Here is a 19,138-nt window from a genome sequence, read left to right on the forward strand (position 1 = left end):
CCCTGTAGCCACCATCCCTTAAATATTTCTGGCGTTCGGTGAGTTTAAGGTCCGCTTTGATCATATCTTCCACCAGTGCATCCAGGTCATATTCAGGCACCCAGTTCAGCAAACGTTTTGCCTTTGAAGGATCCCCCAGCAACAATTCCACCTCTGTAGGCCTGAAATACTGCGGATCCACCTCCACCACCACACTTCCTTTTGGCAATGTACACTGATCATTTTCTATCCCCACCAATATTGCTTTCTCATTCACCCCTTCTCCCTGGAATTCAATGGTAAGTCCGGCAAGCTCAAATGATTTCCTGACAAAGTCCCTCACTTCTGTAGTAACTCCCGTGGCAATCACAAAATCATCCGGAGTAGACTGTTGCATCATCAGGTACATGGCACGGATATAATCCTTGGCATGTCCCCAATCCCTTTTCGCAGAAAGATTCCCAAGGAATAATTTATCCTGTAAACCCAATGCAATCCTGGCTACCGCCATCGTGATCTTGCGCGTAACAAACGTTTCACCCCTGATAGGAGATTCATGATTGAAAAGGATACCATTGGATGCAAACAAACCATAAGCTTCTCTATAGTTTACTGTAATCCAGTATCCATATAGCTTTGCAACCGCATAAGGGCTCCTGGGATAGAAAGGAGTAAGCTCCGACTGTGGAGTTTCTCTTACCAGTCCGTACAGTTCACTGGTTGATGCCTGGTAGAATTTGGTTTTTTCTACTAAACCCAACAGTCTGATGGCTTCCAGGAGCCTGAGCGTTCCAAGTCCATCTGCATTAGCAGCATATTCCGGACTATCGAAACTCACCTTTACATGGCTCATTGCGGCAAGGTTATAAATCTCATCCGGTTGAACCTCCTGAACGATACGGATCAGGTTTGCAGCATCCGTCAAATCCCCGTAATGGAGAAAGAAATTCCTGTGTTCTGCATGCGGGTCCTGGTATAAGTGATCGATGCGATCTGTGTTAAAGAGGGAACTCCTGCGTTTGATCCCATGAACAATATATCCTTTTTTCAGGAGGAATTCTGCCAGGTAGGCACCGTCTTGACCTGTGATTCCTGTGATGAGAGCGACTTTCATTTTATATAATTTGAATGCTGATCGTTATTTTTATAAGTTGATCACAATACTATGAATACTGGTTATTCAGATAATGAAGGTAAGCAACAGGTCTTTATTGATTAATCCGGTCAAAACCTGGTTTATTATTTCACCATCTCCCTGATTTGCTGCACAATTTCGATGCTTCTTCTCGAGTCTTCCAGTCCAAAACCGTTTCCGGCAAGGATTTGTTCATAAGAGCGAGTATGTAAATCCGTAAAACCTTCACTGAATTCAATCTCAGCTCCATCCATGGTGATTGATCGGTAAGTCCGCTTGCCGGCAGCTTTTGCTGATTCAGGCAAGTAATCAGGATTGATGCTCAGGAACCAGTTAACTCTTGCCTTTTCCAACAAAAGGAAGCCGGAAGCATGATCCTCAGTATGTTCTTTCACACGGTTTTCCTTCACATTTCCAAAAATCCAGGTGAGCATATCAAAGAAGTGGACACCAATATTGGTTGCAATCCCTCCCGATTTACTCATATCCCCTTTCCAGGAAATATGATACCACTTCCCACGACTGGTGATATAACTGAGATCCACATCATAGACACTACCGGCGGGACTATTGGCAATCTGTTCTTTCAAAGCTATGATTGCAGGGTGTATTCGTAATTGAAGGATGGTAAATATTTTCTTCCCTGTCTCATTTTCCAGGACCTTAAGTGCATCGAGGTTCCATGGATTGAGTACCAGCGGTTTTTCACATATCGCATGAGCCTCATTTCTCAGGGCAAGCCTGATATGGGCATCGTGCAGGTAATTGGGTGAGCAGATACTCACATAATCAATTTTGCTCAACGGATCACGCCTGCGGAGTTTATCCATAAACCGGTCGAAGCGCTCAGGTTCCGTGAAGAATTCTGCGTCAGGGAAATAGCTGTCCATAATGCCAACGCCATCATATTTATCGAGCGCTGCAACCAATTGATTCCCGGTTTCTTTGATAGCTTTCAAATGCCTGGGGGCTATATATCCACCTGCACCAATTAATCCAAATTTCAGTGGTTTATTACTCATAAGTTATACATAAGTCTGTTCAATAATTCTGATACTCACTCTGGAAGGGAATACAATTAATGCCCATATGAAGAAAAGATAAACATCATTCTCTGAATATGACATCACAAATTTACACTATTTGGTACATTTGTTATCAAAACATACCCTTCATGACCGGAATAATCACTTCAACCAGCAATCCCCGGATACGGAATCTCCTGCAATTACAATCGAAAAGCAAGGAACGCCGTAAACAGAACCTTATGCTGATCGAGGGATTCAGAGAGATCTCCAGGGCTCTGGCAGCTGGCGTAGTTGTTACTGAATTATATTATTGTAAAGAAGCCGATCAACAGGGTTTTTTCCGTGATTTCGGAAGTAAACTTAATAAAACTGATATATTTGAGATCAGTAAAGCTGTTTTTGAGAAAATAGCTTACAGAGAAGGTTCTGATGGGATGATGGCGCTTGCTGTACCTCCGGAGGAAAGACTCAATACTTTGAAATTAAGTGTAAATCCATTGATAATTATCCTGGAATCAGTAGAAAAGCCCGGCAACCTTGGCGCAGTGATGCGCACAGCAGATGCTGCCGGAGTAGATGCAGTAATTATCAGTGATCCTTTAACCGATATTTATAATCCCAATACCATTCGTTCCAGTGTAGGGTGTATTTTTACGACACCTGTTGTGGCTGCAGGTTCCGAAGAAGTGATGAAATGGCTTACTCAGCAGGGAATAAAAACCTATGCAGCTGCATTAACAGCATCAGCCCGGAACGTATATCAATTTGATTTCAGAGGTCCAACTGCATTTGTTATGGGAACAGAAGCAACCGGGTTGAGTAAGTCCTGGTTGGATTTCAGCACTTCCCAGGTAATAATCCCCATGAATGGAATAGCCGATTCCCTGAATGTTTCAGTAAGCACTGCAATTGTAGTATATGAAGCCTACCGGCAGAGGATGAAATAGTGCCGTGGCCTCAGTGCTGAGTGCTGAGTGCTGAGTGCCGGGTGCCGGGTGCTGAGTGCTGAGTGCTGGAAGTGACCAGCCAAAATGCGAAGTCCGGATGCCAACCAGTCAAAGCCAAATCTTTCAGTCAAATCAAATCCAAATCAAATTTAATTAATCCAAAAATCAAATTATCCAATTGTATGAATCCAAGTTCCTTATTTGCATTTTCAAATTCAAATCCTAACATCTCTAAAATTCATCAAACATCCGACATCAAACACATCCGACATCAAACATCCGACATTAAACATCCGATATTAATCATAGAAAACCCAGGTCACACCCGCTTTAAAAGCAGCATCTGCGCCCGGATAGTGAGGAGTCATGATATAAGAATATCCGAACCACCCTGCATTCATATGTTGGTATTTCAGGAAGATCCTGGCACGTTTTACTTTTAGGTTAATAAAGGCGTCAATATAGGGATAATCGCCAAAGACCTCAGTATTTTGCTTATAGAACATCCTGACGGCCGGCATATATTTATCAGCATGATAGGCTGAGTAGTACAATCCCTGTAGCCCGATTTCAGCCAGTAGCACTTTTTTAAATAATAGCCTGCTATAACTGATGGATGCATCGGCTACAACTGAAGGCAAACTGACAATGCTATCCCTGGAAGTTTGCTGCAAAGTTACATGGGCATCAAATATCCAATGACTTAACCGGAAGATTTTGGCGGCATCCGCACGATATATGCTTATTGCATCCTGTGACTGCTCGGGTTGGATATCTTCATTCAACCAGGTATAGTTGGATGTTCGGAAGTAGGAAACCCCCAGTTCATAACCAAAGAATTCAAGTTTGGCTGTTGCGGAAAGATAATCCTGGCTTTTGAGATCCCTGTCCCAGCGAAAATGATTAGAGAAATAGTGAGAAAAGAAATAATCAGCGTGCCTCAGACCTTTTGAAGCAGTCAGAGAAATACGTTTCAGTGATTCCTTTTTACCAAAATACTGGTAGAACTGGCCTTTTAATTCATAGTCTCCACTATTATATCCTCCGATCGAAAGGTGTCCATCTGCAATGAAATAGGTTTTCCGGGCGATGATCCCTTTAAGAGTACCGAAAGGAGTAATTTGGGTATATTGTTTTTGAATGAGTGAATTAGTCACTAATTCCTTAGCACTAAATACATAGACAGGAACCATTTGATTCACCTGGTATTCTGTTGTGAATCCGATCTTATCGATCCTATGACTGATCCCAAAGGCGTATTGGAATGGAAAACTGCTGCCGGATGTATCCGGTTCAATATTTGAGTAAACAAAATGGTTTTCTAATTGAGTATGAAAGTTAGAATCAAGTGTACTCACAGAATCTCCATATACAGTTGGATAAAACCTGGAAAGAATGGAAGTGTATGTCTTATCATCCTGGAATGCGGTGGTTAAGCGCTTATATTTAAAGGTATGCACGATTCTGCCTGCATTGAATTTCTTTGTCTGACTTTCTATAGAATCTGTTTTCGATGGGCCTTGTCGCTGCAAAGTAAAATAATGCTGAAGCAGGATACCTGCATTTTTTGAGCGATTGCTGGCATTATTCAGGTTAACATTAATAGTCTTGCGGTTACTTTCAGTATTCTCCTGGAAGACTGAATCATAGGTGATTCCTCCGTTTTCATAATTTTGCTGCCGATCGTTCAGGTATGCAGCCATCACTCCGTATCTCTTATCAGGCAGAACATACCTGACTGTGAAATAGCCGGTAGCGTAATAAGCTCTCTGGCGCAGGTATAATCCCGGGGAGTTCTGGTATCTTGCATGCAATCCAAGAGTCAGCCCTTTTTTTACCTGTTGACTGTGACTGAAAAGAAGCTGTTGTTCTTTAGCTTTCCCCATTACATAATGTAGCTCTGAAAAGGGTTTCTCGAGTTCATAAAACTTTATATTCTCTATTTGATATTGATAAACGTTGAAAGCATCCTTCCTGAAAGTCATTCCCATTGTACTGTTATCAGTGAAGGTAATGGGTGTAACGGCTGAGCCAACATTGCCTAGTGAGGCATAGGTCTGTTTATTTTTTTCAAGAACACTGTATTGATGAAAAGCGTGAAGGCCGGCAGTATAGGGCTTTTGAGTATAAGAAGCGTAAAGATTAAAGGTATATACGAGAGTTCTGGCGGTATCGGGACTCAGGGCTGATTTTTCCTTACTAGTCTCCTGGTTGGTGTTCTCAGATTCCTCCTCACCTTCAGAACTTCCCTGCCGGAATTTATTAATCTGGGCATGAAGACTAAGCGTATACACCAGTAAGGGTAGGAGGGAGGCTATTTTCAGAAATTGTTTCAAGGCTATAATCAGGAAGATGGAAGTTAATTAATTTTTACCTTGCAAAAATACCTAAAATCCTTCTAGTTATTGCAGTAATTAACTAACGTTATGTATTATTGGAATTAGGTGGTTTCCTCCAGTATTTCCTCAGACGATACCCTGGGTTTTCAAATCCCGAAGGGAAATGCTGCCAGTATCAAATTTCCTGCAAGGAATCATGTTCATTAAAGGATTCCCGAAGGGAATCATGTTCATCAAAGAATTCCCGCAGGGAAACCATCACCGGTAGGGATTCCCGAAGGGAATCAACATCAATAACAAAAAAAAACCCTGCCAGAGACTGACAGGGTTATAAAGGTCGGCGGCGACATACTCTCCCACACGAATGCAGTACCATCTGCGCGGACGGGCTTAACTTCTCTGTTCGGAATGGGAAGAGGTGGGCCCCGTCGCTATAGCCACCTAAAGTTTTTAATATCTTAGGTTCTATAAAGAATTGACAAACACGAAAGAAAATACACAATTTATATTGATGAAATGCTTGACGTCAATAGAAAGCTTACGGGTAATTAGTACTGCTCGGCTGTGCCATTACTGACTTTACACCTGCAGCCTATCAACGTCGTAGTCTACAACGACCCTTAAAGGAAGCCTCATCTTGGGCTGAGTTTCGCACTTAGATGCTTTCAGCGCTTATCTCATCCATACGTAGCTACCCTGCGATGCAGCTGGCGCCACAACAGGTGCACTAGCGGTATGTCCGACTCGGTCCTCTCGTACTAGAGTCAGGTGCCCTCAAGCTTCCAACGCCCACAACAGATAGGGACCGAACTGTCTCGCGACGTTCTGAACCCAGCTCACGTGCCACTTTAATCGGCGAACAGCCGAACCCTTGGGACCTTCTCCAGCCCCAGGATGTGACGAGCCGACATCGAGGTGCCAAACCACTCCGTCGATGTGAGCTCTTGGGAGTGATCAGCCTGTTATCCCCGGAGTACCTTTTATCCTTTGAGCGATGGCCCTTCCATGCGGAACCACCGGATCACTATATCCGTCTTTCGACCCTGCTCGACTTGTTGGTCTCACAGTCAAGCATGCTTATGCTATTGCACTCTGCGTACGGTTACCAAGCGTACTGAGCATACCTTTGAAAGCCTCCGTTACTCTTTTGGAGGCGACCACCCCAGTCAAACTACCCACCATGCAATGTCTCCCGCAGATGCGGGATTAGGCTTCAAATAAACAAAGGGTGGTATTTCAAGGTTGACTCCACGACACCTAGCGGCGCCGCTTCACAGTCTCCCACCTATCCTACACATCGTTTATTCAAAGTCAATGCAAAGTTATAGTGAAGGTTCACGGGGTCTTTCCGTCCCGTTGCGGGTATCCGGCATCTTCACCGGAACTACAATTTCACCGAGCTCATAGTTGAGACAGTGCCCAGATCGTTACACCATTCGTGCAGGTCGGAACTTACCCGACAAGGAATTTCGCTACCTTAGGACCGTTATAGTTACGGCCGCCGTTTACTGGGGCTTCAATTCAAAGCTTCGGATTGCTCCTAACCTCTCCTCTTAACCTTCCAGCACCGGGCAGGTGTCAGGCCTTATACGTCATCTTTCAATTTAGCAAAGCCATGTGTTTTTGATAAACAGTCGCCTGGGCCATTTCTCTGCGCCCCGCAGATGCGGGGGTCCTTTTTCCCGAAGTTACAGGACTAATTTGCCTAGTTCCTTAACTATGATTCACTCGAGCACCTTTGGATACTCTCCTCGACCACCTGTGTCGGTTTCCGGTACGGGCGGCACTAGCCTGAAGCTTAGGGGTTTTTCTTGTGAGTCTGATTAGGGCCATTATCCACTCATCCGAAGACTTGTGGTACTATCAGGTTCGACATCCGCAGCGGATTTGCCTACTGCAGATATATCTACACCCTTCAACGTACTATTCCGTCAGTACGCAGGCCTTTCACACCTCCTCCACCCCATCGCAGCTGTGCCGGTACATGAATATTAACATGTTGTCCATCGTCTACCCCGTTCGGGTTTGACTTAGGTCCCGACTAACCCTGATCCGATTAGCGTTGATCAGGAAACCTTGGTCTTTCGGTGTGCGGGTTTCCCACCCGCATTATCGTTACTTATGCCTACATTTGCTTTTCCAGACGCTCCAGCATGCCTTACGACACACCTTCAACGCAGACTGGAATGCTCCCCTACCAGTACCGTCATAAATGACGGTAATCCATAGCTTCGGTAATATGCTTATGCCCGATTATTATCCACGCCCGATCGCTCGACTAGTGAGCTGTTACGCACTCTTTAAATGAATGGCTGCTTCCAAGCCAACATCCTAGCTGTCAATGCAATCAGACTTCGTTAATTCAACTTAGCATATATTTGGGGACCTTAGCTGATGGTCTGGGTTCTTTCCCTCTCGGCGCTGGACCTTAGCACCCAACGCCTCACTCCCGAGTATATTATACAGCATTCGGAGTTTGTCTGGATTTGGTAGGCGGTGAAGCCCCCGCATCCAATCAGTAGCTCTACCTCTATATAACTCAACCTCGAGGCTGCCCCTAAAGGCATTTCGGGGAGTACGAGCTATCTCTCAGTTTGATTAGCCTTTCACCCCTACCCACAACTCATCCAAAGACTTTTCAACGTCAACTGGTTCGGACCTCCAGTCCGTGTTACCGGACCTTCATCCTGGTCATGGGTAGATCACTAAAGTTTCGCGTCTACCCCCTCTGACTACACGCCCTATTCAGACTTGCTTTCGCTTCGGCTCCCCCCGTTTACGGGGTTAACCTTGCCAGAGAGGAGTAACTCGTAGGCTCATTATGCAAAAGGCACGCTGTCACCCCACAAGGAGGCTCCAACCGTTTGTAAGCGCACGGTTTCAGGTTCTATTTCACTCTTCTGTTCGAAGTACTTTTCACCTTTCCTTCACAGTACTGGTTCGCTATCGGTCTCTCAGGAGTATTTAGCCTTACCAGATGGTGCTGGCAGATTCCCACAGGATTTCTCCGGTCCCGCGGTACTCAGGATACTGCTAGGTAGTAAATTCATTTCGCTTACAGGATTTTCACCTTCTATGATTCAACTTTCCAGAAGATTCAGCTATAAATTTACAGTCCACATTGCAGTCCTACAACCCCGGTCTTGCCGTAACAATACCGGTTTGGGCTTTTCCCCGTTCGCTCGCCACTACTTAGGGAATCACTATTGTTTTCTCTTCCTCCAGGTACTTAGATGTTTCAGTTCGCTGGGTTTGCTTCCGACTAAGTCGGATACTAGGCCTTCAACCTAGTGGGTTGCCCCATTCGGAAATCTCCGGATCAAAGGTTGTTTGCACCTCCCCGAAGCTTATCGCAGCTTACCACGTCCTTCATCGCCTCTGAGAGCCAAGGCATCCGCCGTACGCTCTTGATAACTTTCTTATTGATGCTCGATGTCAATTATAAACATCAATCTAATTTATGTATTTTCTTTCAGTATGTCAAAGAACGTAGTGATTTCGGATTTTTGAATTCGGATTTCGGATTTTTAAAGTCCTATATTCGAAATTCGCGATCCACAATCGACTTGTGGAGAATAAGGAGTCGAACCCTTGATCTGTCGTTTGACAGATCTTCCAAAATTTCCAGCATGTTAAAGAACGTTGTGATTTCGGATTTTTGATTTCGGATTGCGGATTTAATAAATCCAAAATTCGCAATCCACAATCCAATGGTGGAGAATAAGGGATTCGAACCCTTGACCCCTAGCTTGCCCGGGGGGCGTTAGTGCAAAGCTAGTGCTCTAGTCAACAACTGAGCTAATCCCCCAAAACGACTGTGTAGTCCCGCGCAGAGTTGAACTGCGGACCCCTACATTATCAGTGTAGTGCTCTAACCAACTGAGCTACGGGACTATTAATTCCTTTTCCCTCAGGGCAGCGCCCTCACTCACTCGCTTGGGTTAACAATAAAAACATGAAGTCAACACAGTAGTGAATATCCTTCCCGTCATTACTGACGGGACCAGAATAAATCACTCTAGAAAGGAGGTATTCCAGCCGCACCTTCCGGTACGGCTACCTTGTTACGACTTAGCCCTAGTTACCTGTTTTACCCTAGGCCGCTCCTTGCGGTGACGGACTTTAGGTACCCCAAGCTTCCATGGCTTGACGGGCGGTGTGTACAAGGCCCGGGAACGTATTCACCGCGCCATGGCTGATGCGCGATTACTAGCGAATCCAACTTCACGAAGTCGGGTTGCAGACTTCGATCCGAACTGAGACCGGCTTTGGAGATTTGCTCCCTGTCACCAGGTGGCTGCCCTCTGTACCGGCCATTGTAGCACGTGTGTAGCCCTGGACGTAAGGGCCGTGCTGATTTGACGTCATCCCCGCCTTCCTCACTACTTGCGTAGGCAGTTCCTTTAGAGTCCCCAGCATTACCTGATGGCAACTAAAGGTAGGGGTTGCGCTCGTTATGGGACTTAACCCGACACCTCACGGCACGAGCTGACGACAACCATGCAGCACCTCGTAGAATGTCCCGAAGGAAGATCACGTTTCCGCGACTGTCATTCCACGTTCGAGCCCAGGTAAGGTTCCTCGCGTATCATCGAATTAAACCACATGCTCCTCCGCTTGTGCGGGCCCCGTCAATTCCTTTGAGTTTCAATCTTGCGACCGTACTCCCCAGGTGGATCACTTAATACTTTCGCTAAGACGCTGACAGTATATCGCCAACATCGAGTGATCATCGTTTACAGCGTGGACTACCAGGGTATCTAATCCTGTTTGATCCCCACGCTTTCGTGCATGAGCGTCAGTTTCTGCTTGGTGAGCTGCCTTCGCGATCGGTGTTCTGTGTCATATCTAAGCATTTCACCGCTACATGACACATTCCGCCCACCTCAACAGTACTCAAGAATGACAGTATCAATGGCAGTTCTACAGTTGAGCCGTAGGATTTCACCACTGACTTATCACTCCGCCTGCGCACCCTTTAAACCCAATGAATCCGGATAACGCTTGCATCCTCCGTATTACCGCGGCTGCTGGCACGGAGTTAGCCGATGCTTATTCTTACGGTACCATCAGCTCCGGTTCACGACCGGAGGTTTTTTCCCGTATAAAAGAAGTTTACAACCCATAGGGCCTTCATCCTTCACGCGGCATGGCTGGGTCAGACTTGCGTCCATTGCCCAATATTCCTTACTGCTGCCTCCCGTAGGAGTCTGGTCCGTGTCTCAGTACCAGTGTGGGGGATAATCCTCTCAGAACCCCTAGACATCGAAGCCTTGGTAAGCCGTTACCTTACCAACTAGCTAATGTCACGCATGCCCATCTATAACCGCCGGAGCTTTAGTTGCAATGTGATGCCACATCGCAATGTTATGGGATATTAGCCAGCCTTTCGGCGGGTTGTGTCCCAGTTAAAGGTAGGTTGCATACGCGTTACGCACCCGTGCGCCACTCTCACCAAAGTATTGCTACTTCGGATCCCGTTCGACTTGCATGTATTAAGCCTGCCGCTAGCGTTCATCCTGAGCCAGGATCAAACTCTCCATTGTAAGTTGATCTTAAATGTCTCAAGAAATATTCTACTCTTTTCTAATTGAAAAGGGATATTCGCTACTGTGTGATTGACTTCAGTTTTTCAAAGAACGTTTGACTTATATTTTGCCGTTGCCGGCTTTGTCATTCAATTTCTAATTCCCAACTTTTTCTTACCGACCCCTTTTGGGACCGTTTTTTGTTTTGGGACTGCAAAGGTAATAATCTTTTTTATTCCCACAACACTTTTTATAAAAAAAATGTTAACAATTTTTTAAAGAACGTTGGTTGTTTTCAAATGGGCTGCAAATGTATAACGATGTTTTGAATTGACCAAATAATTTGTGAAAAAAAATCAAAAATCTTTTAGTCTCCATATTTTCAGTGTTTTATGATTAAAACTTCTGAAACCCTCATCAATAGCGACTTGCAAACCTTCAATGAACTTGTGCTGTAAAGCGGGTGCAAAAGTAGAAAGATTTTTTATATATCCTACAACTATTTTAAAAAAAAATAAATATATTTTTTAAGTAACAGTGAATCAGTTAAATATGCTTAAAAATATTTTTGATTATCATAAATCTATACTTTTGAAGTTATTATTAAACCATCTATATCCTTCTATCTGCATGATCATATGAAGACATTCAGTACAACATTAAAATTCCCATCACTCATTATCATAGCCCTCTTATCAGGACTTTTAGCGTATTCTCAAACCCAGGATCCAGTCCTTATAGAAACAGAACCCCGAAAACCCTGGACTGAACGATTATTCTATGGCGGATCCCTGGGATTGCAATTCGGGTCTGTTACACTTGTTGATATTTCTCCTTTAATAGGGTATAAACTAACTCCCCGCATCGGCGTTGGTGTTAGCCCTACCTATAAGTATTATCGTTTCCGGAACTACTACGGACAATCCTATGATTTGAAAACAAATGTAATTGGAGGTAGTCTATTCGGACGTGTCCTGATCCTTGAAAGTATTTTTGCCCATGCAGAATATGAATACCTGACCTATAAATCAAAGGACTTAGCAGTCTCATCTGTCTCTGTCAGGAATGAATATAACTCAGTACTGGTTGGTGCAGGTTACAGGGAACCTATTTCTTCCAATGGGTATATGTACTTATTGTTACTCTGGAATCTGAACGAAACCATAGATTCTCCCTATACTAATCCGATTATAAGGGCAGGTTTTAGTATTGGATTCTGACATGATTTCTTCATACCTATTATATATAGGTATAAAATCTCGAAAAAGATAAAGGGTGAGTCCCGATTATTTCTTTACCGGAATATTACGCAGTACTTCCAGGGTAAGATCCCAGAATTTTCCTACGGTCGAAATCAGCAGGCGTTCATCTGGTGAATGAGCACCTTTGATTGTAGGGCCATAAGAAATCATATCCATCTCAGGATACTGTTCACCAATCAAGCCACATTCCAGCCCTGCATGTATAGCCAGGACCTTAGGTTCTGTCTTGAATAGTTGCTCATAAGCATTCCTGGTGATATCCAGAACCGGAGAGGTTGGATTGGGTGTCCATCCAGGATAACCATCGCTATGCACAATCTTAGCACCTGCTAGTCGGAAAACACTCACAACCATGCTTACCACATCATCCTTTCCGCTTTCAGAGGAGCTACGCTGACTTGTACCTATAATAATCTGTTTGTCGTTGAATTTTACCGATGCCAGGTTGGTAGAGGTTTCTACGAAATTTGGTATATCGGCTGACATGGCAATAACTCCATGAGGGCAAGCATACAGGGAGTTAAGTAACCTTTCCTGTGACGAAAGATCCATCACAAAAGAAGGCATTTCAGTGGATTGATAACTTACAAGGAGTCCCGGCTCAGTAGTCTTGAATTCAGCTTTTATAGTTGCATTAAATTCCTTTACACACTTAATGAACTCATTCTGAAATCGTTTGGGTACAGTAACTGTGGCAAAAGCTTCCCTTGAAATGGCATTTCTAAGATTACCTCCGTCAAAAGAGGAGATACGCATTTCGTATTTATTGCTGGCATTCCATAATAACCTGTTCAGGATTTTATTGGCATTACCCAGTCCTTTATTTATATCGTCTCCTGAGTGACCACCTTTCAGTCCTGTTACCTTTACAAGGAATCCACCACAATCATAGTTCACCGGTACCTTTGAAAAGGTAAAAGTGATCGTAGTATCTTTTCCCCCGGCACATCCAATAAATAATTCTCCTTCATCTTCTGAGTCAAGGTTCAATAGGATATTCCCTTTCAGAAATCCAGGACGTAGCCCTTTGGCACCGGTTAGCCCGGTTTCCTCATCAACAGTGAAAAGGAATTCAAGCGGACCATGTTCGAGGGATTTGTCTTCCATTATGGCCAGTTGTGCGGCAATCCCAATGCCATCGTCAGCACCAAGGGTTGTCCCCATGGCTTTAACCCATTCTCCTTCAACACGAGGTACAATAGGATCTTTCTCGAAATCATGATAAGTGTCAGAATTTTTCTCACAAACCATGTCAATATGACTCTGCAGAACTACAACCTCAAGGTTTTCATACCCTTTTGATGCACCTTTTCTGACAAGTATATTCCCGGTTTCGTCTGTCAAACATTCCAAACCAAGTTCATTGGCTACCGATTGTATATAGGCTGAAATCTTTTCTTCCTTTTTGGAAGGACGGGGAACCTTGCAAATCTGATCAAAATATTTCCAGATCAATTCCGGGTATAGGCCTTTGAAAACATCATTCATGACTATTTATTATATGAAGTTGGCACAAATATATGTTATTATTTAAAAGATTGATTTTCTTTCGACCAAGTTCTTTAAAAAAATATACCGAATTGGTAATAATTTTAGGTTATTGGGTTTCTAAAGAGTGCTGAGTGCGGGGGTGCAGGGGAGTGCCGGTGCTGAGTGCGAGTGCGGTGCGGCTGAGTGCCCGAGGAAGCCTGTGGCCTGGATGGGGCGGGCGGTGCCGGGGTGCCGGGTGCGGAGTGCGGTGCCCGGGGCCGGCTGAGGAAGGGGAGCCTTTGGCTCTGAGTGTTTGGTCATTTCCAAGGTTCCGACATCCGACATCAAACATCCGACATCCGACATCAAACATTCAGGTGCCGGAGTGCCGATGTGCCGATGTGCCGATGTGCCGAGGTGCCGAGGTGCCGGAGTACTGAGTGCCGAAGGGAAGCCTTTGGCTCTGAGTGTCCCGAAGGGAAGCCTGTGGCTCTGAGTGTTTGGTCATTTCCAAGGATCCGACATCCGACATCCGACATCCGACATCAAACATCCGACATCAAACATCCGACATCAAATTGTGCCGGAGTGCCGATGTGCCGAGTGCTGAGTGGGTGCTCAAATCCAGATCCGACATCGAATGCTCAAACATCCGACATCAAGTGCCATGTGCTGACAAATCAAGGTCAAATCCGAAATCCGAAATCCGAAATCCGACATCAAACATCCGACATCAAACATCCGACATCAAACATCCGACATCAAACATCCGACATTAGGATCAGAATGCTTTCAACTGATCAATGGCAGCGAGAGGATCAGGACTGGAGAATACGGCATTGCCGGCGACGAGAACATTAACCCCTGTTTCAACGAGTTCCCTGGCATTGCTGAGATCAACACCGCCATCCAGTTCAATTAAGGTTGAGAGTTGCCTCTCATCGATCATATTTTTCAACTTCCTTACTTTATTTAAGGAGGAAGGAATGAATTTTTGTCCCCCAAAACCTGGATTCACGCTCATGATTAGCACCATATCCAGATCAGGAAGGATTTCTTCCAATACTGAAACAGGAGTATGTGGATTGAGTGCAACCGCAGCTTTGACACCTAGTTCCTTAACGGCCTGAATCGAACGATGTAAATGAACTGACGCTTCATAGTGAAAACTGATAATATCGGCACCTGCATCCACAAACTCTTTGAAATACCTCTCTGGTTGGGTAATCATGAGATGCACATCAAGGGGTTTGCTTGTAAGTCTTCTTATAGCTTTTATGAAATGAAATCCAAAAGTGATATTTGGGACAAAAACTCCGTCCATAATATCAAGGTGAATCCAATCGGCATTGCTTTTATTCAGCATTCCCATTGCATTTTCAAGGTTCCTGAAATCAGCAGTTAAGATGGAGGGTGCCAGAAGGTGTTTCATGAAGGTAGATTGAAAATGAACTTGGTGAATAAAGCAGAAGTTGAAACAAATATAAAAAAAAAGAGCGGAGAAGATCCGCTCTGCATATTATCCAAGGTAAGTTTTGAGGATTTTGCTTCTGGAGGTATGTTTCAACCTGCGAATGGCTTTTTCCTTGATTTGTCTGACTCTTTCCCGGGTGAGGTCGAATTTCTCACCTATTTCTTCAAGGGTAAGCGGATGGCTGCCATTGAGTCCGAAATAGAGTTTGATCACGTCGGCTTCACGTGGGGTGAGGGTGCTGATGGCCCTGTCAATTTCCTTGCGGAGTGATTCGTAGAGAAGTCCGGTTTCCGGTGTTGGGCCGTCTTCGCTTCTCAGCACATCATACATAGTGTTATCTTCATCCTGCACGAGTGGGGCATCCATTGATACATGCCGGCCTGAGTTGCGCATGGATTCCTTTACTTCATTTTCGCTGATTTCAAGGAGAACTGCTATTTCGTCGCTGTTGGGTTCACGCTCGTATTGCTGTTCAAGTTTGGCATAAGCCTTATTGATTTTGTTTATGGCACCAATTTTATTAAGGGGTAGCCTAACGATACGTGATTGTTCAGCAAGTGCCTGAAGGATGGATTGACGAATCCACCATACAGCATAGGAGATAAACTTGAATCCGCGGGTTTCATCAAAACGCTGTGCAGCTTTGATTAAGCCAAGGTTTCCTTCATTAATAAGATCCGGGAGACTTAGCCCCTGGTTCTGGTATTGCTTGGAAACGGAAACAACAAAACGGAGATTGGCTTTGGTTAATTTTTCAAGAGCAGCACGATCACCTTGTTTAATTCGCTGAGCAAGCCGTACTTCTTCTTCAGCAGTGATCAGTTCTACTTTCCCTATTTCCTGGAGATACTTATCGAGCGATGCAGTTTCGCGATTTGTAACCTGCTTTGTAATTTTGAGTTGCCTCATAGTATTTACTGGTTGTTGGCGATGAGTTGTACGAAAAAACCTTAACTAAGGTTCCAAAAAAACCTGAAAAAAATAAAAGTTTCTGTCCCGGGTCTATTTTTCAGACCCGGGACTTGACCTTTATTGAGGTGCTCCTGCTTCATCCTGAGCCGGACGAGGCAGTAATACCTTACGGGATAATTTCAGTTTTCCTGTTTTACTATCGACTTCAATCAGCTTAACTTCAATTTTGTCACCTACTTTCAAAACACTTTCAACATCCTTTAGTCTTCTCCATTCAATTTCGGAAATGTGAAGCAGTCCGTCCTTGCCGGGAAGAATTTCAACAAAGGCTCCGAAAGTGGTAATGGTTTTAACTGTTCCGGTATAGACTTCACCTACTTCCGGAATGGCAACAATGCCTTTAATCCTGGCTTTTACAGCTTCGATGGAGGCTTTGTTATTGGAAACGATATCGATAACACCAAATTCGCCAACTTCCTCAATCACAATTGTAGAACCGGTTTCACGCTGCATTTCCTGGATTACTTTTCCACCCGGGCCGATAACTGCACCGATAAATTCTCTTGGGATGGTGATTTTTACAATTCTTGGAACGTGTGGTTTATAGTCCTCACGTGCTTCGGTAAGTGTTTTTGCAAGTTCGCCGAGGATATGGATCCTGCCTTTGCGGGCTTGTTCAAGGGCTTCAGCAAGAATCTCAAATGATAGACCATCTACCTTGATATCCATCTGGCAGGCTGTAATACCATCTGATGTGCCGGTAACCTTGAAATCCATATCACCTAAATGATCTTCATCACCCAGGATATCTGACAGGATTCCATATTTTTTGGTTTTGGTATCTGTAATAAGGCCCATTGCAATTCCGGCAACCGGCTTACGAAGTTTTACGCCTGCATCCAACAATGCCAGTGTTCCGGCACATACGGTAGCCATAGATGAAGATCCATTGGATTCGAGGATATCAGAAACGATCCTGACAGTATATGGATTGTCTTCTTTACTAGGCATCATTGCTTTAAGAGCGCGAAGTGCCAGGTTTCCATGACCGATTTCCCGGCGTCCGGTTCCACGAATAGGTTTTACCTCTCCTGTTGAGAAAGGAGGGAAGTTATAATGAAGGATAAAATCTACCTTTTCTTCGATCATAGCACCATCGATCATTTGTTCATCGAGCTTGGTACCCAGTGTAACCGTTGTAAGAGATTGAGTTTCTCCACGTGTGAAGATTGCTGAACCATGAGCCATAGGCAAATAGTCTACTTCACTCCATATTGGGCGTATTTCATCCAGTTTGCGACCATCAAGCCGACGACGTGATTCAAGTACCATGTTACGCATGGCTTCTTTTTCAGTGTCGTGGTAATAGCGATCGATAAGGGCAGATTTTGCAGCCAGGATTTCTTCGCTTAATGTAGCCTTATATTCATCTTTAATTGCATGGAAAGCTTCAGTTCTAGCATGTTTAGGCTGGCCCGACATTGCAATAGCAAGGATTTTTTCGTACGTATAATCCCTGAGTTCTTTACGGAGTTCTTCGTCGTGGTGTTCATGACAATACTCACGTTTTGGACTGGCTTTTTCAACAAGTGCAGCCAGGTCATTTTGTGCAGTACATTGAATTTTAATGTGTTTATGAGCAAAACCAATTGCTTCGATCATATCATTCTCAGAAACCTCTTTCATCTCACCTTCAACCATCACAATATTCTCAAATGAGGCAGCAACGATGAGGTCGATATCAGCACCGGCTATTTCACTGGTGGGTGGATTAATGATGAATTTACCATTGATCCGGGCAACTCTTGCTTCAGAGATGGGTCCGTTAAAAGGAATGTTGCTGACAGCAAGTGCACTTGATGCTGCCAAACAAGCTAATGCATCAGGTAAAACCTCTGCATCAGCTGATATAAGAGTAACAATAACCTGTACTTCTGCATGAAAATCATCCGGAAACAGTGGCCGCAAGGCGCGGTCTACCAATCGGGAGATCAGGATTTCATGATCCGAAGGACGTGCTTCTCTTTTAAAGAAACCACCAGGGAAACGGCCTGCTGCGGCATATTTTTCCCTATATTCAACGGATAATGGCATAAAATCTACATTTTCGGCTGCGTCTTTTTTAGCAACCACTGTAGCCAACAACATGGTATTACCCATTCTGACTACACAGGCACCATCTGCCTGCTTGGCTAATTTACCGGTTTCAATTGAAACTACTCGGCCATCGCCAATGTCGAAGGTTTTAACAATTCCTTCCATAATTTACCTCTTTCTTTTATAACATGTAATGTGTTGTTCAGAATTTGAAGGAATCAGGTTGACAACACAACGATCCTGTATTCCTGTAAGATTCAATACAAAAAAAGGCAATTGAAAAATTGCCTTTTCTTTTGATATCTTTAGTATGGTCAAGTTATTACTTACGGATACTTAACTTACTGATGATAGCACGGTATCTCTCAATCTCCTTCTTCTTCAAATAATCCAAAAGTTTACGACGTTTACCAACAAGACGAACCAATGACCTTTGAGTGGCCAGATCTTTCCTGTTGACTTTCAGGTGCTCTGTTAAATGCTTAATGCGGTAGGTAAACAGTGCAATCTGTCCTTCAGAAGAACCAGTATCGGCTTCTGAAGTGCCGTTTTCCTTAAAAATATCCTTCTTGATTTCAGGAGTTAAGTACATATCTGTGTGACTATTAGTTTACTTCTATTTCAATTTTCGGGCTGCAAAATTAGTATTTTTCAGGCAAAGAAAAAACTTTTCTTACATTTTTTTATTTCCATTGGCAGAAGCCCTCAATCAGACTGCAAAAATAACTATTTTTATAAATAAATCTAAGAGATTGTCTTAAAAAATGCTATTCTCCGAAGAATCCAGAAGTCAGAAGTCAGAATCCAGAATAATTAGCCTAATTATGGTTACATTTTTTTCTTTACTGACTCCTGCTTACTGAATTCTGTCCGCATCAGCCGAATGACTACATTTTAATAATTTTAGACAGTTTCTATTATCACTTCACGCATACATTCTTGATTCATTTTGCCAACAACAAATTGG

Annotated in this window: 11 protein-coding genes, 2 tRNA genes and 3 rRNA genes; 2 read left to right on the forward strand and 14 right to left on the reverse strand. The window is 43.9% G+C overall.

What is annotated here, in order from left to right; translation table 11 throughout:
* On the reverse strand, positions 1–1,093 hold a 1,093-nt coding region (gmd, locus tag IPH84_09300), incomplete at its 3' end, for a GDP-mannose 4,6-dehydratase (protein MBK7173418.1).
* A 125-nt stretch (positions 1,094–1,218) separates the two neighbouring features.
* Positions 1,219–2,136, reverse strand: a complete 918-nt coding sequence (locus IPH84_09305; GenBank protein MBK7173419.1) for a Gfo/Idh/MocA family oxidoreductase — start codon at positions 2,134–2,136, stop codon at positions 1,219–1,221.
* A gap of 152 nt (positions 2,137–2,288) precedes the next feature.
* On the opposite strand from IPH84_09305, the gene IPH84_09310 reads away from it, so the two are divergent.
* Positions 2,289–3,089: an RNA methyltransferase gene (locus IPH84_09310; protein ID MBK7173420.1), complete on the forward strand. Its 801-nt coding sequence runs from the start codon at positions 2,289–2,291 to the stop codon at positions 3,087–3,089.
* Positions 3,090–3,388: 299 nt separating this feature from the next.
* On the opposite strand, the gene IPH84_09315 is transcribed toward IPH84_09310, so the two are convergent.
* The 6 genes from IPH84_09315 to IPH84_09340 all read right to left on the reverse strand — a co-directional run bounded on the left by IPH84_09315 (position 3,389) and on the right by IPH84_09340 (position 10,974).
* Positions 3,389–5,425, reverse strand: coding sequence for a hypothetical protein (locus tag IPH84_09315; GenBank protein MBK7173421.1), 2,037 nt, complete (start codon positions 5,423–5,425; stop codon positions 3,389–3,391).
* Between the two features lie 338 nt (positions 5,426–5,763).
* Positions 5,764–5,873 (reverse strand): 5S ribosomal RNA (gene rrf / locus IPH84_09320).
* Positions 5,874–5,956: 83 nt separating this feature from the next.
* Positions 5,957–8,849, reverse strand: a 23S ribosomal RNA gene (locus tag IPH84_09325).
* A gap of 290 nt (positions 8,850–9,139) precedes the next feature.
* A tRNA-OTHER gene (locus IPH84_09330) sits at positions 9,140–9,236 on the reverse strand.
* 12 nt (positions 9,237–9,248) lie between these two features.
* Positions 9,249–9,322, reverse strand: a tRNA-Ile gene (locus IPH84_09335).
* 128 nt (positions 9,323–9,450) lie between these two features.
* A 16S ribosomal RNA gene (locus IPH84_09340) occupies positions 9,451–10,974 on the reverse strand.
* The 16S, 23S and 5S rRNA genes sit together here with 2 tRNA genes alongside, the layout of an rRNA operon.
* 620 nt (positions 10,975–11,594) lie before the next feature.
* On the opposite strand from IPH84_09340, the gene IPH84_09345 reads away from it, so the two are divergent.
* Complete coding sequence (locus IPH84_09345; protein ID MBK7173422.1) at positions 11,595–12,176, forward strand: hypothetical protein; 582 nt, start codon at positions 11,595–11,597, stop codon at positions 12,174–12,176.
* Between the two features lie 66 nt (positions 12,177–12,242).
* Here the strand turns inward: IPH84_09345 and IPH84_09350 are convergent, their stop codons facing one another.
* The 6 genes from IPH84_09350 to rpsO all read right to left on the reverse strand — a co-directional run bounded on the left by IPH84_09350 (position 12,243) and on the right by rpsO (position 18,763).
* Complete coding sequence (locus tag IPH84_09350) at positions 12,243–13,706, reverse strand: aminoacyl-histidine dipeptidase (protein ID MBK7173423.1); 1,464 nt, start codon at positions 13,704–13,706, stop codon at positions 12,243–12,245.
* Positions 13,707–13,815: 109 nt separating this feature from the next.
* Positions 13,816–14,061 (reverse strand): hypothetical protein, encoded by a 246-nt coding sequence (locus IPH84_09355; GenBank protein ID MBK7173424.1) that lies wholly within the window; start codon positions 14,059–14,061, stop codon positions 13,816–13,818.
* A gap of 408 nt (positions 14,062–14,469) precedes the next feature.
* A complete protein-coding gene (locus IPH84_09360) occupies positions 14,470–15,120 on the reverse strand; it encodes a ribulose-phosphate 3-epimerase (GenBank protein MBK7173425.1) in 651 nt (216 codons plus the stop codon).
* 87 nt (positions 15,121–15,207) lie between these two features.
* Positions 15,208–16,071, reverse strand: coding sequence for a sigma-70 family RNA polymerase sigma factor (locus IPH84_09365; GenBank protein MBK7173426.1), 864 nt, complete (start codon positions 16,069–16,071; stop codon positions 15,208–15,210).
* A 120-nt stretch (positions 16,072–16,191) separates the two neighbouring features.
* Positions 16,192–18,339 carry a polyribonucleotide nucleotidyltransferase gene (gene pnp / locus IPH84_09370; GenBank protein MBK7173427.1) on the reverse strand — a complete coding sequence of 716 codons (2,148 nt, stop codon included), beginning with the start codon at positions 18,337–18,339 and terminating at the stop codon, positions 16,192–16,194.
* 154 nt (positions 18,340–18,493) lie between these two features.
* Positions 18,494–18,763, reverse strand: a complete 270-nt coding sequence (rpsO, locus tag IPH84_09375) for a 30S ribosomal protein S15 (protein ID MBK7173428.1) — start codon at positions 18,761–18,763, stop codon at positions 18,494–18,496.
* Positions 18,764–19,138 lie beyond the last annotated feature (375 nt).

It is taken from the genome of Bacteroidales bacterium (genome assembly GCA_016707785.1).
GTDB lineage: Bacteria > Bacteroidota > Bacteroidia > Bacteroidales > UBA4417 > UBA4417.